The organism is Haloarchaeobius caseinilyticus, assembly GCF_051207395.1.
Classification (GTDB): Archaea; Halobacteriota; Halobacteria; order Halobacteriales; family Natrialbaceae; genus Haloarchaeobius.
Window position 1 is genome coordinate 739,443 of record NZ_JBPJZC010000001.1, and the last position, 25,332, is coordinate 764,774.

Below are 25,332 nucleotides of genomic sequence, written 5' to 3' on the forward strand. Positions count from 1 at the left end.
TTATTCGGCGTCCGTTATCTCGATGCGCGTCTCCTCGCTCGCGGTCCGCTTGGGGAGGCGCAGTTCGAGGACGCCGCGTTCGACGGTCGCCTCGGCGTTCTCAGGAGTCGCGTCCGGCGGGAGCGGCAGTTCCGCGTCCAAGAACATCGAGCGCTCCTCGCGCTCGTAGCGGAACTCCGGCGGCACGTCCTTCGCACGACGTGCTTCGAGCTGGAGGCGGCCTTCCTTCACAGTGATGTCGAGCGTGTCCGCCGTCACGCCCGGGAGGTCGATGACGAGGAGGTAGCTGTCGTCCGACTCCAGGAAGTCGGCGAACACGGCGTCCGGCAGGTCCCGCAACGCGTCTCGCAGCGCTGACATACCCGCACCTTGGAAGCGGGGGGCGAAAAAGGCCGCGGATACGGAACCCCCGTCTCGACTTCGGGCTCAGACGACGATGGCGGTCAAGCCCAGACAGACGACACCGAGGAGCAACGGGACCACCGCTTTCTTCAGCTGTCGTTTCACCACCCCTTCCTCGCTGGTGTCGGAGACGAGAAACGGTGGGTCGACGACCCGGCCGATTGCGGTTCCGAGCCATCCCCGTCGCTGTCGCTCTGGCGCGCCGACGATGGCGTACAGCCGAGAGCCGAACTCGCGGTCGGGGTCGGGCCGAGCGAAGCCGTAGACGTGGACCGCTTCGTTCACGTCCAGTCGTTCCTCGACGTACCGGCGGTCGTTGCCCGTCTTCATCTTGAACAATTTCAGGTCGACGTGGGTGTTCTCGTCGTCGACGTCCCGGTTCACGTCGATGAACTGTTGGATGGTCTCGGGCGGAGCAGTTCCACCGTCGACGTGGATGCGACTCGACTCGGCCAGTGAGAACTTGGCACCCTGTGGGTCGACGAGCACTCGGCCCGAGTCGTCCTCGATGCAGAACGGCTTCGCCCAGTAGCCCTCGTCGATGGTCGCCCAGTGGCTGTTCTTTCCGGAGGACCGGTACTCCTCGACTTTCCAATGACAGACGAGACAGTGGGCGTCGGTGAAGGGCGAGCGGACGAAGTCTTCGTGAAACTTCGCGGTGCCCTCTATCTCGAAGGGGCCGCCGTTCCGTGCCTCGTATGCCTGCTTCGGTTCGTTCGAGCGAATTCGGTGCGCGACGCGCAGGGTGAGCAAGCCATAGGCGAGGAAAGCGACCGCCGTGAGGAGAAACAGGGCCGAGAAGATGCTGAAGGGCATACTTCCTCTTGGCTACCGATGCGTGATAACTGTCACGTCGGCGAATAGACCACACCGGAGTCGACTGCTGCTGCCGAGTGGACTGATGCGTTCGCCGTGCACCCCCGCAGGCTTTTGCCACTCCCGGGCTGATTCTCAGCACATGGACGAGCGCAGGAAGGAGTCCGGGTTCAAAGACCGGACGCGCATCGACGACGCGCGCAATTCCCTCCACGAACGGGTCACACAGGTCGACCGGACAGAGACGGTGTCGGTGACCGACGCCGACGGCAGAACACTGGCCGAACCGGTCGAGTCGACACGGAACGTGCCGGACTACTCGAAGGCCGCGATGGACGGCTACGCGGTCCGCGCGAGCGACACGTTCGGGGCGAGCGACCGCTCGCCGGAACTGCTCCGCGTGGTCGAGGGGTCACCGATGCCCGGCGAGGCGGTTCGGGTCCACACCGGGAGCGCGCTCCCGACGGGCACCGACGCCGTGGTCATGATAGAACACACGGAGCAAGTCGGCGACGACTTAGACGTGTTCGACGCGCTCGCAGAGGGTGAGAACGTCGCGACCGTCGGCGAAGACGTTCGCGAGGGGCAGCATCTGTACAGTCCGGGTCACCGACTTCGCCCGTCTGACCTCGGTATGCTTCGCTCGGTCGGGGTCGAATCTGTCTCTGTCGTCGACCGCCCCCGCGTCGCCGTGATTCCCACCGGCGAAGAACTCGTGGGGCCGGACGAAGTGCCAGAACCCGGCGAGACCGTCGAAACGAACTCGCTCACAGTCTCTCGTCTGGTCGAACGGTGGGGCGGCGAGGCGAACCGCCACGACATCGTTACCGACGACGAGGACGAACTTGCGGCAGCTATCGAGGCTGCCTGTGCCGAGCACGACGTAGTCGCCACGACCGGCGGTTCGTCAGTCGGTGAGCGCGACCTCGTCCCCGAAGTCGTCGACTCACTGGGCGAAGTGTTCGTGCACGGGGTCGCCCTGAAACCGGGTCATCCGGTCGCATTGGGCGAAGTAGACGACACGCCGGTCGTGATGCTGCCGGGCTATCCGGTCGCCTGCATCGTGAACTCGATGCAGTTCCTCCGCCACGCGGTGAAGTGGACCGGCGGCATGGAGGCACGAGAGCCACCGACGAGTCCGGCGGTGCTCGACCGGAAGATTCCGAGCGAACCGGGCGTCCGGACGTACGCGAGAGTGAAGTTCGTCTCCAAAGGCGGCCATCGTCACGCCGTGCCGGTACGCGTTGGCGGCTCTGGCGTCCTCTCCTCCGTGGCGCTCGCCGACGGTTGGGTCGAAGTCCGCGAAGGCATCGAGGGCGTGCCGGAAGGTGACCTCGTCGCGGTCCAGGACTGGGAGTGGTCGGCATGAGGAAGGAGTTTCGCGACCTCGCAGAACCCGAGGCCGCACACGACGCCATCGCCGGACTCGACCTCGAACCCGAGACCGAAGCAGTTTCGCTGGCCGATGCCCGCGGTCGAGTCCTCGCCGAGCGTGTCGACGCGGAAATCGACGTACCCGGCTTCGACCGCGCGACGCTCGACGGGTACGCGCTGCAAGCCACGGACACCTTCGGCGCAGACGAAGCCGACCCGGCAATCCTCGACCTCGTCGGCGAGGTCCACGCCGGTGAAGAACCCGACGTGACCGTCGGTGAAGGCGAGTGCGCCGAAATCTCGACTGGCGCGGTGATGCCCGACGGCGCGGACGCGATGGTGATGGTCGAGGAGACGGACGAAGTCGATGGCGGCGAGCAAATCGCCTTCCGAACCAGTGTCGCCCCTGGCGACAACGTGATGTTCGCCGGGTCGGACGTGGCCGCCGGTGAACGCGCGCTGGGTCCCGGCACGCGACTTACACCGCGGGAAATCGGCCTGCTCTCGGCGCTCGGCGTCGACGCGGTGCCGGTCCGTGGAAAGCCGACCGTGGGCATCGTCTCGACCGGCGACGAACTCGTTCGGCCCGGTGGCGACCTCCACTCGGAACGCGGCCAGATTTTCGACGTGAACAGCTACACAGTCGCGACTGGCGTCGAGGAAGCCGGTGGCGTGCCGAAACTCTACCCGCACGCCGGCGACGACTACGACGAGATGGCCCGCATCCTCGTGGAAGCCGCCGACGAGTGTGACCTCGTGCTCTCCTCGGGGAGCACCAGCGCGAGCGCGGTCGACGTGATTTACGAAGTCATCGAAGAGCGCGGTGAACTCTTGCTCCACGGGGTAAGCGTCAAGCCCGGGAAACCGATGCTCATCGGCGAACTGGCCGATTCGGCCTACGTCGGTCTGCCGGGCTACCCCGTTTCGGCGCTCACCATCTTCCGGACGTTCGTCGCACCGGCCATCCGGCAGGCCGCTGGCCAGCCGGAACCACGAACGGCGACCGTCGAGGGTGCGATGGCCCGCCAAGAACGGTACGCCGAAGGTCGGATGCGACTCATGCCGGTCGGCCTCGTCGAAGACCGAACGGGTGACCTGCTCGTCTACCCGGTCGACAAAGGCTCCGGCGCGACGACGAGTCTCGTCGAAGCCGACGGCGTGGTCGAAGTCGCGGCCGATACCGAATATCTGGACGAGGGCGAGGCAGTCACCGTGCAGTTGTTCTCACCCGACGTTCGCCCACCGAGTGTGTTCGGCGTCGGCGAAGACGACCCGCTGCTGTCGCGCCTGCTCGACCGTCTCGCCGGTCCCCGATACCTCTCCGTGGGAAGCCGACAGGGCCTTCGCCGACTCCGCTCCGGCGTGCCCGACTTCGCCGTCTCGGCCGGTCCGGTCGACCGTGAAGTCGATGCCGACGTGCTCGCCTCGTGGACTCGCGAGTGGGGACTGGTCGTCCCCGACGGGAACCCGGAGGAAATCGACGGCCTCGCAGATTTGGCCGACCGCGACCTCAGGTTCGTCAATCGCACCACTGACTCCGGGCTTCGGACGAGCCTCGGCAACGCAGTCGCCGAACTCGCCGACGAACGCGACGAAGACCGCCACGACATCGTCTCGGCAATCGACGGCTTCGAGGTTGGCCTTAGAGCACACGAGAGTCCAGCTCGGAAGGTTCTCGGTGGGCGGGCAGACGCCGGCCTCGGCCTGCGGACGACTGCCGAGCGACTCGGGATGGACTTCGTTTCACTCGGCGACGAGGAGGTCCAAGTTCTGGGGAATCCCGAGCGTGCCGAGAAAGCGGGCATGCAGACGTTCGAGTCCGTACTGGGTGAACTCGACGACGCGATGGCGGACCTCCCCGGGTACAGCGAACGCTAATCGCACAATCTGCATTTTTGGTCGAAAACAGCCTGCTACCTCAGTCGCTCGCCGAGGTCGGCCCCGGCCGGTAGCGCAACTCGTCGAACGAGGCGATTCGGTAGTCGCCCATCACGCAGTGGCCGCGTTTCTCGTAGCCGTGTCGCTCGACGTGGATGGCGTCGAGACCGGCGTTCCACGCCGCACCGACGTCGTTCGAGCCGTCGCCAGCGAGGACACCGCGGGCCGGGCCCTTCGGTCGGCCGCCGTCGGCGGCGACCTGCGGCGGTTCGATGTCGAGGTCGGCCAGGGCGCGATAGACGGGTCCGGGGTCGGGTTTCCACCCGGTCTCGTCGGTACAGCAGACGACGGTATCGAACCAGTCCCGGATGCCGAGGTGGTCGATGACCGGGTCGGCGAGGAACTGCTGACAGTGCGTCACGAGGCCGACCGGACAGTCGAGTTCTGTGATGAATTCGGCGTCGTCGTGGAGGAACGTCTCTTCAGCGCGAATCTGGGGGTCCTCGATTTCGTGGAACGCGGGCCAGAACTCTTTGGGATCGATCTCCCAGGCTTCGAGCTGGCGGTCGCGGTTCCCCGTGAGCCCGTGCCAGAGGAGGTAGGCTTCACGGTCTGTGAACTCCCGACCCAGGATGTCGCCGACTCGGGTGAACACGTCGCGCGTGTATCCCCAGTCGACGTCGACGAGCGTTCCATCGAGGTCGAGGAGCCAGTAGTCGTACTCCGCCAAAGTCATGGATTGTAGTCTAAGCGTGAACGTTTCAAGTAGATTCCGGCTACGTAGATTGGGCCAGCAAGTATATATTTGATTGCGTGTGGAACATACTCATTCCGGCAAGCGAAGCGGTCTCCGCCCTGTTCGTGGGTTCGTTTCCCGATATATTGGTGCGAACGTTGAAGAAACCAGCACGCTGAATTTTCAGTATCGATGCCCTCGAACGGACTCGGCCTTCGATTCCGGATGCTGGTCGCCCTCGTCGGACTCGTGCTGACCACCGTCGCGCTCGCCGGCGTGCTGTCGGGCGTGCTCGCGCTCGCGCTCATGTTCGTCGCCGGTGTGTTCGGGCCAATCCCCGACCCACTCGTCACACTCGGTATCACAGTCCCTGCGACGCTCGCACTGTTCGGCTGGTCGACACGCCGTGAACTGCGGTCCTCGCCGGTCGACGCGGTCGATGCACCGGAGTCTCCGGTTCCCGACGAACTCGACCGTCTCGTTACGGCGACGAGCCAGCAACTCGACGTCCCGGTGCCGGACATACGGCTAGTCGATATCGAGACACCGCTGGCGATGGTGACGGGTGTCCGGCGTCGAGACGCGACGCTCGCGCTCTCGACAGGCGTGCTCGACTGCCTCGACGACGACGAACTCGCGGCTGTCGTCGCACACGAACTCGCACACGTCGCCAATCGAGACGCGACCATCACCAGCCTCTGTGCCGTCCCGGTGTTCGTCGCGGACGACCTGTTCACCTACGGGATGGACGAACTCGGGGACCCCGAGGTCTCGAAGAACGACCGGAACGGACTGGAGGGTATCGTCGTCGCACTGTCGGTCTTCATCGGTGGCGTGTTCTTGGCGGTCGGCCGTGGCTTGCTGATACTGTTCAGTCGCCAGCGTGAACTCGTCGCCGACCAGACGGCTGTGTCGCTCACTGGCAATCCCGGTGCGCTCGCAAGCGCGCTGGCGACGCTCGACGAGCGATTCGCGGGTGCACCGACTGTCGACGTTCGGGCGGCCGACGGCGTCGAGGCGTTCTCCATCGTCCCGCCGCCGCCAGAGGACCCGGAGCCGTCGGTGATGCTCGGCCCCGACGGCAACCGGAAACCGCAGGGGTGGTGGTATCGACGCCTCCTCATCAAACTGAAAAACCGGCTCCCAGGGACGCATCCAGCGACGACGGTCAGAATCGAGCGATTGCGGGAGGGACAGTAGCGGGCGACTCCTACGATTCGACCTGTATCGAACTCCCGAGATACTTGTTCAGCACTTCCGAGACCGTCTTCGCCTTGAACAGGTCGAGATTCGCGTCGATTTCGTCTTTCAGCGCCCGCAGATACTCCTCGTCGGTTCGCAGTCCCCGGAACTCGATGGAGAGAACCGGGACACCCAGCGCGTCCGACGCGAGGTCGCGCAGGTGCGATGGGTCGTTGCACTCGCCGCGCCAGAGGTTGTCGCGGAAGAACAGCCAGCCCTCGGACCCGGGCGCGTCGGCTTCGCGGCTGAACGTCGTCTCGAACGAATCGGGAGAGAGCGAGACGCCGCCGACGGCCGGTTCGAGCCTGAACCGAACGGCGAAGGCGTACGCTGCTCGCATCTCAGACTTCCTTGTTGAGGAACTCCGCCATCTCGATGTCCTTTGCCGTGACGCCACCTTCCTCGTGGCTCGTGAAGCTGACTTCGACCTCCTTGTAGCGGATAGTCATCGTCGGATGGTGGTTCTGTACTTCGGCTATTTCGCCGGTCAACTGTGCGAAGTTCACGCCTTTCATGTAGTCGTCGAACTCGAACGTTCGCACGATTTCCCCCTCTTCGAGCGTCCACCCATCGGGCAACTGTGCCTGAATCTCGTCCGCTGACAGCACTTCAGCCATGGGCGAAACATCGACGGGGACTCAAATAATCGTTGGGGGCGCGCTGGTGGATAGTTGGACTCGGCAATCGCCGGCGGTCACTGCTGGCGGTTTTCGACACGACCGTCGCAAATTCGACCGGTCTGGAGTGAGAGTCGTGTCACCCCAAACCTATAAGTCGACCAACGAAGCAGTATGGGGACATAGACCCATGGGCAATGGAGACACGGGAGCGGCAGGATGGACCGCGAACCGACCAGTAACAGGCGACAAAGGGAGTAGCCCGTACACCGGTCCGTGACCAGTGCGGTGACGACTCGACGGTAAATTTTTTCGTACCTCGACCGCAGAGTGACGAGGTCGGCTGACGGACAGTTCACCGTTTCAGCCCACAATTTGCAGTACTGGGCTCCAATTTGCAGTACCAGACTACGGGTTGCGGAGTCGCGTCGCGAGGTCGTCCGACCAGTAAAATTCGCCGTCGTAGATGACCGAGGTGTCGGCCCGCTCCAGAAATTCGAGGAGCGACTGCTGTCCGAGCGCGAATTCGGATTCGTTCCCACAGAGGTACGAGAACTCGTTCTGTTCGATGTAGGGGTGGTAGTAGCTACCGGCGTGCTGGAGCGAGAACTGGTCGAACGTGAGGAAGTACTGCTCGTCCCCGAGGTGTTCGAGTTCGGCCGTCGTCGGCAGCCGATTCGTCGTCTGGGTCAGCGTGTGCGTCCCGTCGCCGACGACCGCGTAGTCCTTGCCCATCATGATGCGACGACGAGCGATGCGCAGTGCGCGTTCGACCGAGAAGCCGTGGATGAGCAATCGCGCGAACGCCGAGCCGACCTTCACCGCGTGGTCGTTGAGGACTTGCGTGAAGGTGACGCCACCGGCGACTGCACCGCGTTCGATCAGTGCCATTCCTTCGTGGAAGGAGCCGCAAGCGTTCAGGAAGAAGGTCTGGGTGTTGCACTCGTCGATACTGCTGGCCGGGAGGTAGCCGTCGGGACAGCGCAGGCCCTCCTCTTCACAGTGGCCGATGTAGTGCAGGAAGTCGTTGTCGTCCTCGAAGACACGGGCGAGGTCCGCCGTCGCGAGGTGGTCCAGTACCTCGACTTGCAGGGGAAGGTCCTCGCTTCGCTCGCGGTAGATGGCGGCCACGTCGGCGTGTTCGGCGTCCATCCGCTGGTCGTTGAGGACGACGGTCACCTTCGCTGTCTCACGCTTTCGTTCGAGGTACTTCAGCCGGTTGCGGTACGCCGCTGGGGCGCACTTGAACACGTCGATGGGAACGCCGTCGGCGAGCCAGCCGTGGATGCGGCCTCCCCGCAGCGCGGGTTTCACGATGTCGACGGAGGCGACCTGTCCGGCACCTGCTCGTGCCTCGTTCCCGCGGTAGAAATCGTCCAGTGACCGCTCGACCAGTTCGGCCCCCTGTAGCGCCGAAGTCTGGGGCATGTAGATGAGGCTCAGGTTGTGGAGCATGAACGGAACCGTCCCCAGCATCTCGGCGCTGGGGTCGACGTACATCGACAGGTGCCAGTCGGGCAACCGGTGTTCGATGGCCGCGTAGGGCACGTCGAGGTACGTCTCCAGTCGGTCGACCGGGCTGCCGTGGTACAGTTCCTCGCTCTCGAGTCTGAGGGCGTCGAGGAGGCTTTCCTCTGCGAGGTTGGTCCCGTAGGGACCAGCGTTCCGAACGAGACAGTCGAGGAAGAACGCTTTGCGGAGCGTTCTGGCGGTGGTCCGTTCGAGGGTCGGCAACTGGCCGAGGTCGTGTCTGATCCCGGCACTCGGCGCACACAGCATCGGTGCGGAGAGCGAATCGACGACCTCCACGTCCGCTTGCAGGTAGTACGCGAGTGGAGCCGTGACGAACAACTCGTCGAACGACGGCGGTACGAGCAACTCGATGCCCACGTCAGGTGTCGCGTCGGCGATGTAGTCCGGGACCGCGGCCTCGGTGCTGGGGTCCGTCGTCTCCACGAGCGGCGGATGGCCACGGAGCGTCGGGTACGTCCTGTCCGCCGCGGTCGTCTTGTGCGACGCCGAGAGGTGCGTCAGTGCGGTCGCCATTCCCGCTGGGGTCGCCGGAACAGACACTCTTCCCGACGGCTGTTCGCTGCGACTCCGGAAGCCGAGGGTGAGCGTCGTCTCCGCCGGAAACGAGACGATGACCTCCTCGAAGTCACGCGTCTTGGAGATGGAGAGCGGGCCGTCCGCGCGGAGATACGTCTTGATTCGTGCATCGAGGTCGACGATGTACTCGCCACGGGGGAGATCGAGCGGGCCAACGTCGTTCTCTAACTGATAGGTCGCGTCGCTGGTCTGTGAGGCGACGTAGACGACGCTGATTGGAAACCGGAGTTCCGTCCCGACGCAGGTGAGCGTCGTGTCGACGGGGCGTGGGAGTGAGGCGTCGTCGTCGACCACGTCGAGGTCTGCACCGTGGACGACGAATTCGGAGTTTCCGGGGTCTATCACCCGGAGTCCACTCGGTGTTACCTCCCACTCTATCATTCGCGTTGGTAGATTTCACCATGACCAGTTAGAAGTATCGGGTGGCACAGGAGTGCACGCTGTACATCTCGAACGCCGACAGCATTCCCCGAAGAAGGTACACTTATGGACAAACCGAACACCGATTCGAACATGGACTACGAGCAGGTTCGGGCGGTCGACCCGGAAGTCGCAGACGCGCTCTCTGCGGAAGTCACGCGGCAGGAGAACACACTGGCGATGATCGCCAGCGAGAACCACGTCTCGAAGGCGGTCCTCGAAGCACAGAGTTCCGTCCTCACGAACAAGTACGCCGAAGGCTACCCCGGCAAGCGCTACTACGGCGGCTGTGAGAACGCGGACATCGTCGAGGAGAAGTGTATCGAGTACGCCGAAGAACTCTGGGGCGCAGAGCACGTCAACGTGCAGCCGCACTCCGGGTCGTCGGCGAACCTCGGCGTCTACCTCGCCGTTCTCGACCCCGGCGATAAGATTCTCTCGCTGGACCTGACCCACGGTGGCCACCTGAGCCACGGGCACCCGGCGAACTTCACCGGCCAGACCTACGAAGTCGAGCAGTACGAGGTCGACCCCGAGACGGGCTACATCGACTACGACGAGGTCCGCGAGCAGGCGGAAGCGTTCGACCCGGACATCATCGTCTCGGGCTACTCCGCGTACCCACGTGAGGTCGAGTGGGCGAAGATTCAGGAGGCCGCCGACGCGGTCGACGCGTACCACCTCGCCGACATCGCGCACATCACCGGTCTCGTCGCTGCGGGCGTCCACCCGTCCCCGGTCGGCATCGCCGACTTCGTCACGGGCAGTACGCACAAGACCATTCGCGCGGGCCGCGGTGGCATCATCATGTGCGACGAGGAGTACGCCTCGGACATCGACAAGGCCGTCTTCCCCGGCGCACAGGGCGGTCCCCTGATGCACAACATCGCGGGCAAGGCTGTCGGCTTCAACGAGGCACTCCAGCCCGAGTTCACCGAGTACTCCGAGCAGACCGTGAAGAACGCGAAGGTCCTCGGTGAAGAACTAGCTGACCACGGCTTCGAACTGGTCTCCGGCGGCACCGACAACCACCTCGTGCTGGTCGACCTCCGCCCGTCGCACCCGGACACGACCGGTGGCGACGCCGAGGAAGCGCTCGAAGACGTCGGCATCGTCCTGAACGGGAACACGGTCCCCGGCGAGACGCGCTCGCCGTTCAACCCGTCGGGTATCCGTGCCGGGACGCCCGCACTGACGACCCGCGGCTTCGACGAAGACGACATCCGCGTCGTCGCCGACTGCATCGCGAAGGTCATCGACCACCCGGACGACGAGGACGTGAAGGCCGACGTGGCCGAGACCGTCGCCGACCTCTGCGAAGCGAACCCGCTGTACGAGTAATTCGGGCACTGCTCTTCGAACCGGCGGTCACCTGTCGACACGACACGTGTCGTGATTACCGACGATTTCTTCTCTCTTCGTCGTCTGCACTCGTGTCTATCTGCCCGCAATGCGGTCGCTAACCGCCAATGGTGATGCTTTGATAGTAATGCACACTCGTTTTGCACGTTCCCCGAATCGATAGGTTCGGGGAGAGATGTTAGGGGATTTACAACAGCGGTTGCCAGCGGTGTCGCTAACGAACCATTTTCGGAACAGCTTAGAGCTACAGCTGACGGTGGGCGTCGGCCTCATCGGCCTCATCGGGGGGTCGTTGTCGGTGTTCCTGTTCTTCGAGACGGCGAATTACTCGCTGTTCGTCCTCGGACTGGCCACCACCGTCGCCGTGATGAGTTCACTCGGATTCGGGTCACTCTCACAGTTCGTGGAGGTACGGGCGCTCACCGAGAAGGCGAACGCCGTCGAAGCGGGGGACTTCGACGTCGAACTCGCCACCGACCGCGAGGACGAAATCGGTGAACTCTCACAGGCCATCGCCGGGATGCGCGACGAACTGCAGGCCTCACTGGCCGACGCCGAGCGCGCCCAGCAGGCCTCCGAGGACGCCAGAAAAGACGTGCAGGTCATGAACGACCATCTGGAACGAACGGCCGAACGCTACGGTCTGACGATGGCCGCCTGCGCCGAGGGCGACCTCTCACGGCGACTGCCAACCGACGAAACCGAGAACGAAGCCATGCGAGCGGTTGCGCGGTCGTTCAACGATATGCTCGACGAACTCGAACCAGCACACGCCGAGGCGAAGTCGTTCGCTCGGACCGTCGCACGGGCGAGTACGAACGCCGCAGACCAGATGGACACGGTCGGCGAACGGAGCCACGACGTACAACAGACCGTCGAGCGCATCGAGCGCGGCGCGCAGGCCCAAAGTGACCACATCACGTCGGTGAGCGCCGACATGGAAGACCTCTCTGCGACGGTCGAAGAGATGACTGCAACTGCCGAGACGGTCGCCGAACAGTCGGCAGAGGCAGTCTCGGCGAACGAGGACGGCCGGAAAGCCGTCGTCGACACGGCACAGGCGATGCGTGCCATCAGAGACAGTACGCAGGAGGTCGCCCGAGACGTGCAGTCGCTGCACGAACAAATCGACCGTATCGACCGCATGTCGAGTACCATCACCGACATCGCGTCCGAGACGAACATGCTGGCCCTGAACGCGAACATCGAGGCCTCGAAGGCACGGTCGCATGGGAGACACGAGGGCTTCGGCGTCGTCGCACAGCAGGTCAAAGAACTCTCGTCCGACGCGAAAGACCGGTCGACGGAAATCGGTGACCTCGTCGAAGGCGTCAAAACCGACACGGACGCGGTCGTCCAGGACATGCGCAAGATGACCACCGACGTGGAGGCCGGACTGCAGGCCGTCACCGAGACGCTCGACGCGCTCGAGACCGTCGACGAGAACGTCGACCAGGTCGACGACGGCGTCCAGACCATCTCGGCAGCGATCGACCAGCAGGCGACCCGAACGCAGTCGGTCCGGTCGAAGACGGCCGACGTGGCCGCTATCAGTCAGGGGACGACCCGGGCGGCAGAGGACGTGACCGCTGCGGCAGACGCACAACTCAGCGCCGTGACGACCGTTCGTGAGACCAACGAACTACTCGACAGTCGCTCTGCGGACCTCTGTGGCCTGCTCGACCAGTTCGACACCAGTGGCCGCCGAGACGGGGCGGCCGTCGCCGACGACGACTGAACGCGGTCGCCCGCGGTCGACTACGGGGCAGTCCACTGCGGTGCAGTCTACTCTTTGTATCGTCGTGCGACACCGGCGACGCCGGCGAGACTGGCCAACACCGACACCGCTGGGTATCGGTCGACGACGTACTCGGCTGTGGCGGCGGGTATATCGCCGTGCAACGGGTGGCTGGAGGCTGCCCTCGCGTTGGACGAATCGGCCGAGTTCGCGTCCATTGACGGTCGTGCAGTGGTTCGTTCTGTCGCCATCGTCGACGGAGTAGCCGACTGTGCGGTGGTGGGTCGCTCGGAAGGTGTCGGTTCGGTCGTCGGCGGAGCAGTGGTCGGTCGCTCAGTGGTCGGCTGTCTGGTCGTGGGCTGTGCGGTGGTCGGTTGCTCGGTAGTCGGCTGTCTGGTCGTGGGCTGTGCGGTGGTCGGTTGCTCGGTAGTCGGTTGCTGCGTCGTGGTCGTGGGTGCACCCGGGTTCTCGACCGCGTACTCCATCCCCTCGGTCATGGTCACGATGTCGAAGTTCAGTCGCTTGGCTTCCCGAATCACCGTCCGAATTCGTTCGGGTGCCATGTTCTTCGTGTGGCCGCCGACGATGTACAGGGCGTCTTTTTCGGCTGCATCTTCGAGGAGCGTGGTCAGATACGTCCCACTGATGAGTTGCTGCTCGAACGGCCGACGCCCGAACCGATACGGGTTGGCGTCACCGGGAGCGTTCATTCCCGTCAACCTGTAGTTGACCACCGAGTCGTAGGAATCGGCGACCACTTCCTGTGACTTCTCGCAGTGTCGACCGTAGGGATAGACGATGTGACTGGGGTCGGGGACGCCGTGGTCGCCGATGACCGCCTTCGAGTCCGCCATGGCTTGCCGGATGCGCTCCTCGGTGAAGCGTTCGGTCGTCCCGACGGGGAAGGAGGTCTCCAATTCGCCGTCGAGTGCGAGGTAGGGTCCGTCTTCGTCCTCGGCAGCGTGGCTGACGCTGACCCGGGCAGTGTTCTGGCCGTCGTCGAGCACTACTGCCGCCTCGTTCTCCCGGCCGTGGTAGTTGTAGTCGACGTACAGGCGAGTGTCTCCGGGTGACGCTGGCTTCGTCAGTTGCTGTGTACCGAGGTGTTCGTGCGACACCGTATGCGACATGATCTCCCAGCCACTGTCGTGGAGTTCACGAACTTGCGCACCGGTCAGCCGTTCGTCGTCACTATCGGCGTCCCACGCCACGTAGTTCGAGACGGCGGCGATGCTCGCGGGGACACCTTCGTCCCGGTGAATCGGGAACGCTTTCGTGTAGTCTTCCCGAACGGAATCATCATAGGTAATGACCAATTTCGCTTCTGTCTTCGACTGCCGGGCAGTCCCTACTCCCCCGAGAAGGGTCGTACCAGCAGCTTGTAACAGCTCACGCCTGGAGGGCATTGTGTCCGGAAGTTGATTCAAATTTATTGAAAAGTATAGTAATTATTGAAATTGTTTCAACAGGATTACGAGCGTCTTAGCCACTTTTTGTTGGACATATGACCCGAAATCGCTCCGTCGGTGAGGGGCGTCGCTTCGCTTCTCTCGTCGCCCGCCGAAGTCGGCCGCCGTTCGTCCCAGCGGTGTGGTCACCGCCGAGACGGGCTGTACAGTCTTTTCAGTAGTTGCCTTCGCGAGCTTACAACCGAAATAGTCACCACTAAGTTCGGCATAACGACACGATTCCAATCGCAGTCCGGTCTCGCCGACGACCCACGCAAACTGCATAGGTGGCAAATTTATACATGGTCGTGTATCATCCCGCCGTCAGAGTCGGTGAGATGGGCACGAACCCGAGGGTTGAAGGGGACTCTCCGCGAACCCCGACGCAATGACACACGTCATCGACGGAAACGCGGTCGCCGAAGCTGTTCGAGCGGACGTCTCCGACGCCATCGACACACTGGAGACCGAAGACGTGACGCCCGGTCTCGCCACCGTTCTGATGAGCGACGACGGCGGCTCGCAGACGTACGTCTCGATGAAACAGCGAGCGTGTGAGGAAGTCGGCATCGACGGCACGACCGTCGAAATCGACCCCGACGCACCCGCACAGGAACTCTACGACACTATCGACGACCTGAACGAGGACCCCACCATCCACGGCATCCTCGTCCAGATGCCGGTCCCCGACCACGTCGACACGCGCGAAGTCCTCCGCCGCGTCGACCCGATGAAAGACGTCGACGGGTTCCACCCGGAGAACGTCGGCCGACTCGTCGCCGGTGACGCCCGCTTCAAGCCGTGTACGCCCCACGGCATCCAGAAGTTGCTCGCCTCGGCAGACGTCGACGTCGAGGGCAAGGACGTGGTCGTCATGGGTCGTTCCGACATCGTCGGCAAGCCGATGGCCAACCTGCTGGTTCAGAAGGCCGACGGCGGCAACGCGACGGTCACGGTCTGTCACTCGCGCACGCAAGACCTCGAAGAGAAGACGAAGAACGCAGACATCGTCATCGCCGCCGTCGGCGTCCCCGAGATGCTGACCGGTGACATGCTCTCCGAGGGCGTCGTCGTCATCGACGTGGGGACGAACCGTGTCGACGCCGACAACGAGAAGGGCTACACGCTCACGGGCGACGTAGAGTTCGAGAGCGCGAAGGAGAAGGCCTCGGTCATCTCTCCCTCGCCCGGCGGCGTCGGTCCGATGACCATCGCGATGTTGCTGTACAACACGGTCCGCGCGGCGAGTCTGGAGTCTGGCGTCGATGTCGACCTCTGAATCGGTAGTTGAGTCTCTCTGAACTCGTTCTGTTCTCGCGTCAGTGCAGGTCCAGTCGCTGTCTCGCCCGAACCAATGCATCCTCGTCGCCGTCACGGAGGTACGTCGCGACCTCGCGCATCGCCCGAATCAACCGCTCTGACTCCTGCGGGGACACGTCGCCTTCCAGTGCCCGAACTCGCTTTGCCTGTTCCGTGAGTGCGGAGAGCGCTTCGTTCGCTGGCTGGTCCACCGTCACGTCGCCTGCGTCGGCCCACTCGCGAATCTCGCGTCGGTACTCTCTGACCGCGTTCGCGTAGGCGATACCCCGACCTTCACGGAGCGATTCGGGGACGCTGTCTGGGGTGGGCCGGGCCGACACGTCTCCCTGCAGAAGCGAGAGTAGGTACATCTCTTCGGCTTCGTCGCGACCGAGCGAACGTTCGACCAGTCCAGCGACGTGCCGGAGTTCGCCGGCGACGAGATAGGTGTCGTCGAGGTCTTGCAACTCGCCTGCATCGACGAAGCCGTGGGCACCGAGGTACTCCCGACATGCCGAGACGACCATCTTCAGCGCCTCGTCTTCGGGCACCTCGTCGATGTTCGCCCGCGCTTCCGAGAGGTCGAGTTCGACCGGACTCGCCGTGTGGAGTTTTCGTTCGTCGTCCACGCCGACGCTCCGCGGGCTGTCGCAGTCGGGGCAGTTGATGCTGCCAGTGTCGTAGTACGACCACCGCCTCCCGCAGTCCTTGCACTCGCGCTCGCCGCGTATCTCCATGCGCCGAGGTTGGGCCGGGCGGGTCAAAGGCCCGACGGTGCTGACCGACGACACAGTACATCCAGCCTGAGGTCACCGCACGGCTTCCCTGACAGAAGAAACGCACTTCCCTCCGGCACTCGGATGTCGAAGTATGCGCGACGAAGAAGCGGTCCGCGAGCAGTACGAGTTCCTCATCGAACAGCTCAACGACGAAAACATGAAACACGAGGGTGTGAAGCAGATGTTCACGTACTACAAGCGCGCCCTCGGCTGGGTGCTCGAAGAAGAGCACATGTGACGAGGTCGGTCGTCGCCGACGCGAACCGGAGAGCGTCGCACTTTTCCCGGCACCAAGTGACCGATTCCGCATGGACGTACGTATCGCGGGTGATGGCCCAGCAGCCGAGGCCGTGGTGGCCGCGCTGGCCGACGCCGACGTAGAACCCGAGCGAGTCGACCCCAGCGAGGTCGGTGGCGCGACGCTCGCCGTGGTGGTCGGCGCAGTCGGTGCCGAGTCGTTCGAGACGGCGAACGCGGCCGCTGACGGGCCGTGGCTCGCCGTGGAGTTGGGTGGCATCGGTGGCGTCGCACTTTCCGGTGTCGACGCCGCCGTGACCGGTCTCGAAACCGGTGCCGGCTGTTACGACTGTCTGCGGGCGCGGGTCGCGGCGAACGCGCAGGAGACCGGCGAAGCCAGCGTCGACGCGCCGACAGCCCGACTCGCCGGGGCAGTCGCCGGACGGCAGGGTGTCCGCTTCTGCGCGGACGACGAGTCGGTCGTCGGGGCCGTCACCGAACTCCCGCACCAGCAGCACAGCTTCTTCCCCGTACCGGGCTGTTGTACCGAGCGCGACCACACGGTTCGCCACGAGTACGAGGACGTGGACCTCGACGCGGCACTCGAACGCGCAGAGCAGACGCTCGACGGTCGGGTCGGCCTCGTCAGCAGCATCGGTGAAGTCGAGTCGTTCCCCGCGCCGTACTACCTCGCGACGAACTCAGAGACGAGCGTGTTCAGCGACGCCAGCGCGCCGCGACAGGCCGCGGGCGTCCACGAGGACTGGAACACCGCGTTCATGAAGGCCGTCGGCGAGGCGCTCGAACGGTACTCGGCAGCGGTGTACCAGGGCAGTGATTTCGAGCAACTGCCACCCAAGATGGTCGACGGCGGCGTCGCCCCCGACGCCGTGGTCCGGCGTTCGGACGCCCCGGCAGTCGACCCTGACCAGCCGATTCCGTGGGTGATGGGAGAGAACCTGGTGACCGGTGAAGAGACACCAATCGCGGCCGAACTCGCGCAGTTCCCGCCGCCGGAAGAACGCTACGTGGACTCGATTACGACCGGCCTCGGACTCGGCTCTTCGGGCGCGGGTGCGCTCGTCTCGGGACTGACCGAGGTCGTCGAACGCGACGCGACGATGCTCGCGTGGTACTCGACGTTCGAACCGCTCGCGCTGCAGGTCGAAGACGAGACGTACGAGACGCTCGCAAAACGGGCACGTGCTGAAGGGTTGGAGACGACTGCACTGCTCGTCACGCAGGACGTGGACGTGCCGGTCGTCGCCGTTGCAGTCCATCGTGAGGGTGGCGAGTGGCCGGCCTTCGCGGTCGGTTCCGGGGCAGCGCTCGACCCGGTCGCTGCTGCCAGAGACGGACTCGCCGAAGCGCTCCAGAACTGGATGGAACTGCGCTCGATGGGCCGGGCCGGCGCGACCGACGAACCCGGCGCGATTGCCGCGTTCGCCGACTTCCCGTCGGCGGCCGCGGACTTCCTCGACGTGAGTGGGCCGGTGCCCGCGACGAGTGTCGGCCCAGACGAGGTGCCGACGGGCGAGGACGCAGTGACGGAACTGGTGCCCCGACTGGACGACGTGGGACTGACGCCGTACGCGGTCAGGCTGACCCCGCCAGATGTGGCAGCAGCAGGCTTCGAGGCGGTCCGCGTCGTCGTTCCCGGTGCGCAGCCACTGTTCACCGACGACCCCGCGTTCGGCGAGCGAGCAGAGGCCGTCCCGGCGTCGCTCGGCTTCGAGGCGCGCCTGAACCGCCGCCACCATCCGTACCCCTGAACGGGAACGTCAGGGAAGCAGACGGTGTCGAAACCCACAACGAACCGTGGTTTTAAATCGTCACACTCCTTGATATGACATGGTGTGCGAACTGTTCACATGAGTAATTCGAAGATGGAGACAACAGCGACAGATGGGCAGGTATCGGAGTTCGACCTCGCGTGTGCGACCTGTGGTGGGACGCTCTCTCGGACCGAGGTGTCGTCGGACTCGCTGCGATTCGACGCAGCAGGGACACTACTCGTCGCCGAGTGTACGGACTGTGGCAGTCGGTACTTTCCTCGACAGACGCTCACCGGTCTGGAACGATAACGAGTTTTCTGGGGTTGCTGTCCGGTCCGTCGTAGGTGCGTGAGTTAGGGAACGGCGTTTATGTTGTATGATGTACAATTCGCACAGCGGTGGCACACAAATTATCATGATGGATTCACGCATACGCCACGGCGGAACCGTTTCGGAGTTCGAGTTGTCGTGCGAATCCTGTGGTGGGACACTCGCGCTGGCCGCCGTTCCGGCCAACGATGGGGAAGGAACGGCTGGTGAGACACGAGTCGTTGCGGAGTGTACTGGCTGTGGAAACCAGTACGACGGCGGTCGGACACTCGAAAATTTGTACCGTCCCTGCTGACGAGAAACGCGAGAAAATCGCCCGATTCAGACGTAGAAGGTCGCTCGCAGCATATCACGCGTGCCGGGACCGAGCCCGACCGCGACGATGGCGACGAGCAGCATGATGGTGAATCGCGGGCTCTCCTCGAACACCTCTTTATCGAAGACGGCGATGACGAACGTCGCAGCGACCATCTTCACGATGAGGAACGGGAACGCGTCCAGCCACGCCGGGAGCCACTGGCCAGCCACGTCGACGATGAATCGGTTGACCGGGTGCTTCCCCTGCAGGTTGCCCTGATTGGTCAAGACCGTCATCAGGTCGAGTCCGACGACGTTGGCCACGCCGTCGACGGCGTGCGCCCACAGGATGACCAGTCCCATCATGCCGGTTCCGTTGTTGAAGTGCGGTGCGAAGCGTTCGATGAGGCCCCACGTGAGGAGCGTCGCCACGGTCGCACCGACGAGGACGACGAGCGTCACCTGCGGGTAGAACAGCACGTAGTCCTCGGTCGCCGACGCGTAGGCGATATACCCGAGCGTCAGGCCGAGAACTGCGGCCCCGATGCCGAAGAGCGGGTACTCGAACTCGTAGTCGAGCACCGACTTCGAGAGCCACACCGCGAGCACGAGCGACGCGAGCGCGATGAAGAAGACGGTGAAGTAGATGATGGGACTGATGAGCAGCGTGTTCACTGGGTAGTCGATGAGCGGCACGAAGCCCTCTCTCGCTGCCTTGTTATTCACGTCCTCGACGACGCGCAGCGCACCCCCGAAGAACATGAACGGGAACAGGCCGTAGAACATCGCTCGGTACCGCTCGACGCGCAATCGCTTCAGGACGAGCGCGACGCCGACGAGCATGACGAGCAAGATGACGGCGTAGCCGATTTCGGAGACGACTGTGTAGCCCGGCTCCGCGACCGGCCCCATCCCTGCTGGCACGTTCGAACAGCTCTGTGGCTGTATCTGTTCACCGTTGGCCCACGCAGCACAACTCCAGCCCTTCGCGTCGGCGTACACCGGTCCCCAGAAGTAGTGCCAGACGAAGTTCGCGTACACTTCTCGACGGAACACCACCGACCCCAGCCCGAAGATCGCGACGAGGAGGCCAACCGACGCGGCCCACGCACGGCCGACTCCCACGCGCTCTATGACGTCACTCATATGCGCACGGCGGGGGCGACTCGGCATTATCCTTCTGGTCTCGTGCGCTACCGATACGCAAACACCGACTGCTCCTGCGAATTACAGCGGTAATTCCTCGGATTCGTGGGGCGTCCCGAGGATGACCATGGTCTGTGACCGGGCGAATCCGTCCATCTGGGCGATGCGGTCGAACATCAGTTCCCGAAGCGCGTCGGCGTCGGCGGCGAACACGCGGGCCATCACGTCCCACTCGCCGGTGGTCAGGTGGACTTCCTGCACGCCCTCGATATCCTGGAGTTTCTGGAGGGTGTCCTTCTCTCGGCCCTGTTCGACCCGAAGGCCGATGATAGCCGAGATACCGAGGCCGACGGCTTTGGGGTCGAGTTTCGCGTGATACCCCTCGATGATACCGGCGTCTTCCAGCCGGCCGACTCGGTCGTGGACGGTCGCACTCGACATGTCGATTCGGCGGGCTATCTCGCTGAACGTCGTCCGCGCGTTCTCCTGTAAGATACGGAGAATCTGGCGGTCCGTCTCGTCGAGGTCCATGCGCGTGGTCACACGCTGTGGACGCATAAGCCTCTCCCGTTCCGTCGAACCTTACGCCTGCGTCCGAACCGCTTCGATGTTTTGGGCGGCTTCGAGGACGGCCTCGTGTCGAGTCCCGTTCGAAGCGACCAGTCCGCGACTGTCGTGCCGCCACGGCTCACCGTCGAGGTCGGTGACCGTCCCACCCGCCTGCCGGACGAGGTGAACGCCGCCGACGGTGTCCCACGGGTTCGCGTCGACGTTCGTGATGGTCGCCTCCAGCGACCCTGCGGCGACCATCCCGAGGACGGCCTGTGCACAGCCGAACCGGCGCATGTCGCCGAATCGCTCGACGATGCTCGCACACGCCTGTGCGTACTCGTCGCGCCGGTCGAAGTCCCACCAGATGGTCGGACAGACGACGAACTGGTCGAGGTCGTCCGCGTCGCTCACAGCGATATCGTGGCCGTTCAGCGTCGCACCGGTCGAATCAGAGGCGTAGTAGTCGTCCATCGCTGGCAGTGCCGTCGCCGCAGCGACCGCCTCACCGTCGACCACGGCCGCGACTGCGGTCCCCCACACTGGGATGTCGCGCACGTAGTTGTTCGTCCCGTCGATGGGGTCGACGACCCACGCCGCACCCTCGTCCGGAACCGCCTTCAGCTCGTCGTCCTCTTCGCCGACGATGGCGTCGTCGGGGAAGTGCTCTTTCACGTACTCGACGACCCGTCGCTGTGCGTCCCGGTCCGCGTGCGTCACCACGTCCGTCTTGCCGTCTTTCCGCTCCACATCGATGTTCGTCCGAAAGTGGTCGGCGGCGACCGCCGACCCGGCTCGTGCAGCCTCCGCTGCCACACGAGCGCGTTCTGCGTACTCGGTCATGCCCTGATTCCCGAGATGTGTACGAAAATAGTCACCGATTTCGTCCTTTCGGTCCGAAAGGTTATGTGCCGAAAGCAGGTGGTCGGTACATGGCCGATTCAGTCGCTGGAGCGTTCGTCATCGTCTCGCTCTTCTTTCTGTTCGGGATGGTTCTCGCACGGCTTAGACGACTGAACAGTGGCGAACGCGACCGTCCAGAAACCGAGTACACCGACGACAGTGGGATGCGAAATCGGTGATTCGTCACGGGTCGGTTTCGAGTGCATGAGACACACAGCCACGCGGAGGAAATGTTTATCAACCGTTCGAAGTCTCATTTCACTCGTATGCGTTCGACACGCACAACCCGAGGGTCGACAACGGCCCGTGGACGGGTTCCGAACCGAGCAGTGCAGCACTAACGAGTTCTTCCTGCGCGATCGTCGACACACACGTCAGAGCGATGCGGCTCTCCGGGGTGGTCACGGTGCGTCGTAGCAGCGCGTTCTTGCCCACCAGTCGAGAGACGTACGGCGACGGGACGGAGACGGTCACCCTCCTGCGCCGTGCCGGACTCGTCCGCGAGTTCGGCAGCGGTCTCTGGGGATACACTCCCGCCGGCCAGCGCGTGAGACGAAAGCTCACCGACCGCGTCCGCGCCGCGATGGACGAAATCGGCGGCCAGGAGGTCAGTCTCCCCGGCCTGCAGTACCGCGAGCGCTGGGAACAGAGCGGTCGCTGGGGCAACTTCGAGGACGAGATGTTCACCCTCCGAAATCGCGATGGGCAGGACATGTGCCTCGCGCCCAGTCACGAGGAGGGCATGGTCCACCTCGTCGACGGGCGCGTTCGGTCGTACGACGACCTGCCCCTCCTGCTGTATCAGGTGGCCACGAAGTTCCGGGACGACCACGCCCGAAACGGCCTCGTGCGCTCGAAGGAGTTCACGATGAAAGACGCCTACAGCTTCCACGCCGACGAAGCCGGACTGGCCGAGACCTACCGAACAGTTCGTGACGCCTACGAACAGCTGTTCACCGACCTCGGCCTCCGGTTCGCCATCGTCGACGCCGACAACAGCGTCATGGGTGGGTCGGCCTCCGAGGAGTTCGTCGCACCCGTCGACGACGGGAGTGGTGCGCTCGTTCACTGCACAGCTAGTGAGGACTGTCGTTTCGGCATCACCGACGAACACGCCGACTTCGGGCAGTACACCGCGGGTGACAACTGCCCCCACTGCGGCCGCGAACTGGCCGAGAGCGAAGGCACCGAGGTCGGCCACGTGTTCAAACTCGGCACGCACTACGCCGCGGCGATGGACCTCACCTACGACACCAGCGACGGCGAGACGCGCCACGTGGTCATGGGCAGTTACGGTCTCGGCATCGACCGACTGCTCCAGACACTCGTGCAGCAACACGCCGACTGCGACGGAATTCGCTGGCCCGTCACCGACTGCGGGACGGTCGCACCCTATCGCACCAGTATCGTCCCCATCGGCGACGACGAGGAAGTCATCGAGACCGCGGCCCGCATCTACGAGGCTTGCGGGTCCGACGACGTGCTCCTCTACGACGACGGGTCGCAGTCAGTCGGGGAACGCTTCGCCGAGAGTGACCTGCTCGGGATTCCCGCGAAAATCGTCGTCGGGAACCACTTCCGTGAGACCGGCCTGGTGGAACTGGAGACTCGTGACGGTGAGACGCGCGAAGTCGAAGTCGACGAGGTTGCGGAGGCAGTCGAGCAGTTCGCCTCTGTCTCCGAACGACGCGAAACTCGATAGTCTGACTGGCACTCTCAGTCCATTTTTCGTAGTTCGTGATACGCAGTAGCTGCAGCTATGTCGAGTCGTTCTGTGAGAAGTTTGCGAGGGCAAGACGCTCCGTCTTGCCGCACTTCGCAGCGACAGCGGGTCACTGCGTCATGCGAGGGAAGGGATTTGAACCCTTGGACCACCGGAAGACGGCACTGCTCGCTCCGCTCGCAGCACCGCCTTCCGAGCCGCCGCTCACGTTCGTTCGCGGCGACTCTACAGGAGCGAATCTTGAGTCCGCCGCCGTTTCCAGCAGTGGCTCCGTCGAGTTGTACCGTGAGAAGTTTGCGAGGGCAAGACGCTCCGTCTTGCCGCACTTCGCAGCGACAGCGGGTCACTGCGTCATGCGAGGGAAGGGATTTGAACCCTTGGACCTCTACAGGAGCGGATCTTGAGTCCGCCGCCGTTTCCAGGCTTGGCTACCCTCGCACGCAGTTACATGTCTGCCGTGGGGTGGTAAAGACGTTGCGAAGCGAGCGCCTCCCGAACGGCGGACGGCAGTGAGTAGGAGGCGGGCGAGTGTCACCGAAAATTTCGTCGTGCACAGCCCTCCGTCGCGAGTCGGTCAGGGAGACCCCGGCGAGGCGCCGCCAGAATCCTCCTCGTCTATGGTCTCGGCTACGGACGTCACGCCAGCACGCGCCAGCATGGCATCAGGTTCACCGCGGTCGGCCAGGATTCCGTTGACGAATTTCGGTTTCTCCACGCTTCGGAGGGTAATCGACGAGCTCCCGGTCCCCGCCGTCGTGATACTGAGGTCCCCGCAGGAGACGAGGCGCTGGAGTTTCGTCTGGGTGAGCGAGATGTTCTGGATACTGTCGAGTCGGACCGTCTGAATGTCCTGTGTGAGGATGCCGCGTTTGCGGTACAACTTCTCGGTCGTGACGACGTACACCGTGTTCCAGACGACGACGACGGCGTACGCACCGACCAGCAATCCCGCGACGACGACGACTGCCGGAATCCATCGCCAGTCCACCGGAAACACCAGGAACCCTATGATTCCGAGGATGGTGACCCCGGTGGTGACTCCCAGCCATTTTTTGACGTGATATGGGCTGGGATTTCCCTTCCAGACGAGCCGTTCAGCGGGGCCGAGCGTCGCCCATGAGGGCAGTTCATCAGCGTCGAACATGCCTACTCTAGGCGAGCGTCGAATTTGTACTATCCACCGTATTTCTCACAACCACCGGAGGAGTTACCCGTCACCGACCGCACCGCTCCGACATGGACGACCACACGACCGACCCGAGCGTCGGCCCGCCAGCGTCGGGCACGCCGACGGGGTGGCTCCCCACCGAGGGCCGGTGGGAACACGACACGCTCAGACGGGCACTGGTCCACGGCGTGCGCCTCTACAACGCGGGCGACTTCCACGAGTCACACGACTGCTTCGAAGACGAGTGGTACAACTACGGCCGGGGGAGCGCAGAGAGCATGTTCCTGCACGGGATGGTGCAGGTCGCGGCTGGCGCGTACAAGCACTTCGACTTCGAGAACGACACCGGCATGCGCTCGCTGTTTCGGACCGCGCTCCAGTACTTCCACGGCCTGCCGGGCGATTTCTACGGTGTCGACCTCCGCGAGATTCGGACGAAACTGACGAACGCGCTGAACGACCCGAGCGAACTCGACGGCTGGCAGATTCCCCTCGACGGCGCGATTCCGGAGGCCAGAGACGTGGACTACGAGTACGCAGAAGAGACCGAACACGGGCCGTGAGTCGGCCGTCGGCGCGAGCGTTACTGCAGTCCTGCGCTAAAGAAGTTGAGAACGACGACTGACCACAGGGTCAGCCCGAGTCCATAGAAGATGAGGATAAGACCACCGCCGAACTTCCCCGAATTCGGAGCCAATTTCATATCCTTCACCATCATCTCACTCATTCCTCCCTCTTCTCCTCTCCCAAAACTAATATCCGCCCCTCCCCCAATGTCGGATCCACCCACTGTCGTTCCACCAGATGCGCCGCCGAGCACTGCTACGACGACACCAAGGGCTGCCAGGGCGACAATGTAGAGTCCCGAGTTAGTCAGGAAATAGACGAGGCCGACAGTAATCGCTCCTGCAACGACGGTGTAGAACGCCACTCCTTGCGCCAATGTTCGACTGTCCATAGACGTGACTTTTCTTCGACACGTAT

At 63.8% G+C, this 25,332-nt stretch carries 26 protein-coding genes and 1 tRNA gene; 13 read left to right on the top strand and 14 right to left on the bottom strand.

The window, feature by feature from the left end:
• Both ACSC1P_RS03985 and ACSC1P_RS03990 read right to left on the bottom strand, forming a co-directional pair.
• Complete coding sequence (locus tag ACSC1P_RS03985; RefSeq protein ID WP_435358837.1) at positions 1 to 360, bottom strand: Hsp20/alpha crystallin family protein; 360 nt, start codon at positions 358 to 360, stop codon at positions 1 to 3.
• 66 nt (positions 361 to 426) lie between these two features.
• The gene (locus tag ACSC1P_RS03990; RefSeq protein ID WP_435358838.1) at positions 427 to 1,218 is read right to left on the bottom strand and encodes a GIDE domain-containing protein; all 792 of its coding nucleotides are present in this window, start codon (positions 1,216 to 1,218) and stop codon (positions 427 to 429) included.
• Between the two features lie 142 nt (positions 1,219 to 1,360).
• Here ACSC1P_RS03990 and ACSC1P_RS03995 point away from each other — a divergent pair, with 142 nt between their 5' ends.
• Complete coding sequence (locus ACSC1P_RS03995) at positions 1,361 to 2,587, top strand: molybdopterin molybdotransferase MoeA (RefSeq protein ID WP_435358839.1); 1,227 nt, start codon at positions 1,361 to 1,363, stop codon at positions 2,585 to 2,587.
• Positions 2,584 to 4,470 (top strand): molybdopterin biosynthesis protein, encoded by a 1,887-nt coding sequence (locus ACSC1P_RS04000; RefSeq protein WP_435358840.1) that lies wholly within the window; start codon positions 2,584 to 2,586, stop codon positions 4,468 to 4,470. The genes ACSC1P_RS03995 and ACSC1P_RS04000 overlap by 4 nt, the downstream gene beginning before the upstream one ends.
• Positions 4,471 to 4,510: 40 nt before the next feature.
• On the opposite strand, the gene ACSC1P_RS04005 is transcribed toward ACSC1P_RS04000, so the two are convergent.
• Positions 4,511 to 5,206: an HAD family hydrolase gene (locus tag ACSC1P_RS04005; RefSeq protein ID WP_435358841.1), complete on the bottom strand. Its 696-nt coding sequence runs from the start codon at positions 5,204 to 5,206 to the stop codon at positions 4,511 to 4,513.
• Positions 5,207 to 5,398: 192 nt separating this feature from the next.
• On the opposite strand from ACSC1P_RS04005, the gene ACSC1P_RS04010 reads away from it, so the two are divergent.
• Positions 5,399 to 6,406 (top strand): M48 family metallopeptidase, encoded by a 1,008-nt coding sequence (locus ACSC1P_RS04010; protein ID WP_435358842.1) that lies wholly within the window; start codon positions 5,399 to 5,401, stop codon positions 6,404 to 6,406.
• 10 nt (positions 6,407 to 6,416) lie between these two features.
• Here the strand turns inward: ACSC1P_RS04010 and lwrS are convergent, their stop codons facing one another.
• The 3 genes from lwrS to ACSC1P_RS04025 form a co-directional block, all read right to left on the bottom strand.
• The gene (gene lwrS, locus ACSC1P_RS04015; RefSeq protein ID WP_435358843.1) at positions 6,417 to 6,788 is read right to left on the bottom strand and encodes an LWR-salt protein; all 372 of its coding nucleotides are present in this window, start codon (positions 6,786 to 6,788) and stop codon (positions 6,417 to 6,419) included.
• Position 6,789: 1 nt separating this feature from the next.
• On the bottom strand, positions 6,790 to 7,065 hold the full coding sequence (locus ACSC1P_RS04020; RefSeq protein WP_435358844.1) for a 4a-hydroxytetrahydrobiopterin dehydratase: 276 nt from the start codon (positions 7,063 to 7,065) through the stop codon (positions 6,790 to 6,792).
• A gap of 408 nt (positions 7,066 to 7,473) precedes the next feature.
• A complete protein-coding gene (locus ACSC1P_RS04025) occupies positions 7,474 to 9,555 on the bottom strand; it encodes a hypothetical protein (protein ID WP_435358845.1) in 2,082 nt (693 codons plus the stop codon).
• Positions 9,556 to 9,687: 132 nt separating this feature from the next.
• Between ACSC1P_RS04025 and glyA the strand changes: the two genes are divergently transcribed.
• Both glyA and ACSC1P_RS04035 read left to right on the top strand, forming a co-directional pair.
• Complete coding sequence (glyA, locus tag ACSC1P_RS04030; RefSeq protein ID WP_435358846.1) at positions 9,688 to 10,935, top strand: serine hydroxymethyltransferase; 1,248 nt, start codon at positions 9,688 to 9,690, stop codon at positions 10,933 to 10,935.
• Positions 10,936 to 11,212: 277 nt separating this feature from the next.
• Positions 11,213 to 12,694 carry a methyl-accepting chemotaxis protein gene (locus tag ACSC1P_RS04035; protein ID WP_435358847.1) on the top strand — a complete coding sequence of 494 codons (1,482 nt, stop codon included), beginning with the start codon at positions 11,213 to 11,215 and terminating at the stop codon, positions 12,692 to 12,694.
• Between the two features lie 47 nt (positions 12,695 to 12,741).
• Here the strand turns inward: ACSC1P_RS04035 and ACSC1P_RS04040 are convergent, their stop codons facing one another.
• On the bottom strand, positions 12,742 to 14,100 hold the full coding sequence (locus ACSC1P_RS04040; RefSeq protein ID WP_435358848.1) for a polysaccharide deacetylase family protein: 1,359 nt from the start codon (positions 14,098 to 14,100) through the stop codon (positions 12,742 to 12,744).
• A gap of 430 nt (positions 14,101 to 14,530) precedes the next feature.
• Here ACSC1P_RS04040 and ACSC1P_RS04045 point away from each other — a divergent pair, with 430 nt between their 5' ends.
• Positions 14,531 to 15,421, top strand: a complete 891-nt coding sequence (locus ACSC1P_RS04045; RefSeq protein WP_435358849.1) for a tetrahydrofolate dehydrogenase/cyclohydrolase catalytic domain-containing protein — start codon at positions 14,531 to 14,533, stop codon at positions 15,419 to 15,421.
• Positions 15,422 to 15,461: 40 nt separating this feature from the next.
• Here ACSC1P_RS04045 and ACSC1P_RS04050 read toward each other — a convergent pair whose 3' ends face one another.
• The gene (locus tag ACSC1P_RS04050; RefSeq protein ID WP_435358850.1) at positions 15,462 to 16,178 is read right to left on the bottom strand and encodes a DUF7117 family protein; all 717 of its coding nucleotides are present in this window, start codon (positions 16,176 to 16,178) and stop codon (positions 15,462 to 15,464) included.
• 133 nt (positions 16,179 to 16,311) lie between these two features.
• Between ACSC1P_RS04050 and ACSC1P_RS04055 the strand changes: the two genes are divergently transcribed.
• The 4 genes from ACSC1P_RS04055 (at position 16,312) to ACSC1P_RS04070 (ending at position 18,857) form a co-directional block, all read left to right on the top strand.
• The gene (locus ACSC1P_RS04055; RefSeq protein WP_435358851.1) at positions 16,312 to 16,458 is read left to right on the top strand and encodes a DUF8555 family protein; all 147 of its coding nucleotides are present in this window, start codon (positions 16,312 to 16,314) and stop codon (positions 16,456 to 16,458) included.
• Between the two features lie 70 nt (positions 16,459 to 16,528).
• Positions 16,529 to 18,229 (top strand): YcaO-like family protein, encoded by a 1,701-nt coding sequence (locus ACSC1P_RS04060; protein WP_435358852.1) that lies wholly within the window; start codon positions 16,529 to 16,531, stop codon positions 18,227 to 18,229.
• Positions 18,230 to 18,328: 99 nt separating this feature from the next.
• A complete protein-coding gene (locus tag ACSC1P_RS04065) occupies positions 18,329 to 18,541 on the top strand; it encodes a DUF7479 domain-containing protein (RefSeq protein ID WP_435358853.1) in 213 nt (70 codons plus the stop codon).
• 106 nt (positions 18,542 to 18,647) lie between these two features.
• Positions 18,648 to 18,857: a hypothetical protein gene (locus ACSC1P_RS04070; RefSeq protein WP_435358854.1), complete on the top strand. Its 210-nt coding sequence runs from the start codon at positions 18,648 to 18,650 to the stop codon at positions 18,855 to 18,857.
• A gap of 26 nt (positions 18,858 to 18,883) precedes the next feature.
• Here the strand turns inward: ACSC1P_RS04070 and ACSC1P_RS04075 are convergent, their stop codons facing one another.
• The 3 genes from ACSC1P_RS04075 to ACSC1P_RS04085 form a co-directional block, all read right to left on the bottom strand.
• Entirely contained in the window at positions 18,884 to 20,005 is a 1,122-nt protein-coding gene (locus tag ACSC1P_RS04075; protein WP_435358855.1) for a DUF63 family protein, read from the bottom strand.
• Between the two features lie 81 nt (positions 20,006 to 20,086).
• Positions 20,087 to 20,536 (bottom strand): Lrp/AsnC family transcriptional regulator, encoded by a 450-nt coding sequence (locus ACSC1P_RS04080; protein WP_435358856.1) that lies wholly within the window; start codon positions 20,534 to 20,536, stop codon positions 20,087 to 20,089.
• A 51-nt stretch (positions 20,537 to 20,587) separates the two neighbouring features.
• Positions 20,588 to 21,397, bottom strand: a complete 810-nt coding sequence (locus ACSC1P_RS04085; RefSeq protein ID WP_435358857.1) for an inositol monophosphatase family protein — start codon at positions 21,395 to 21,397, stop codon at positions 20,588 to 20,590.
• A gap of 89 nt (positions 21,398 to 21,486) precedes the next feature.
• On the opposite strand from ACSC1P_RS04085, the gene ACSC1P_RS04090 reads away from it, so the two are divergent.
• A complete protein-coding gene (locus ACSC1P_RS04090) occupies positions 21,487 to 21,636 on the top strand; it encodes a hypothetical protein (RefSeq protein WP_435358858.1) in 150 nt (49 codons plus the stop codon).
• Positions 21,637 to 21,863: 227 nt separating this feature from the next.
• Entirely contained in the window at positions 21,864 to 23,159 is a 1,296-nt protein-coding gene (locus tag ACSC1P_RS04095; protein ID WP_435358859.1) for an aminoacyl--tRNA ligase-related protein, read from the top strand.
• 375 nt (positions 23,160 to 23,534) lie between these two features.
• On the opposite strand, the gene ACSC1P_RS04100 is transcribed toward ACSC1P_RS04095, so the two are convergent.
• Positions 23,535 to 23,618 (bottom strand) — tRNA-Leu (locus ACSC1P_RS04100).
• Positions 23,619 to 23,754: 136 nt separating this feature from the next.
• Complete coding sequence (locus ACSC1P_RS04105) at positions 23,755 to 24,324, bottom strand: PH domain-containing protein (RefSeq protein ID WP_435358860.1); 570 nt, start codon at positions 24,322 to 24,324, stop codon at positions 23,755 to 23,757.
• A gap of 92 nt (positions 24,325 to 24,416) precedes the next feature.
• Between ACSC1P_RS04105 and ACSC1P_RS04110 the strand changes: the two genes are divergently transcribed.
• On the top strand, positions 24,417 to 24,911 hold the full coding sequence (locus ACSC1P_RS04110) for a DUF309 domain-containing protein (RefSeq protein ID WP_435358861.1): 495 nt from the start codon (positions 24,417 to 24,419) through the stop codon (positions 24,909 to 24,911).
• A 20-nt stretch (positions 24,912 to 24,931) separates the two neighbouring features.
• On the opposite strand, the gene ACSC1P_RS04115 is transcribed toward ACSC1P_RS04110, so the two are convergent.
• Complete coding sequence (locus ACSC1P_RS04115) at positions 24,932 to 25,306, bottom strand: DUF8070 family membrane protein (RefSeq protein ID WP_492764732.1); 375 nt, start codon at positions 25,304 to 25,306, stop codon at positions 24,932 to 24,934.
• Between the last annotated feature and the right edge of the window lie 26 nt (positions 25,307 to 25,332).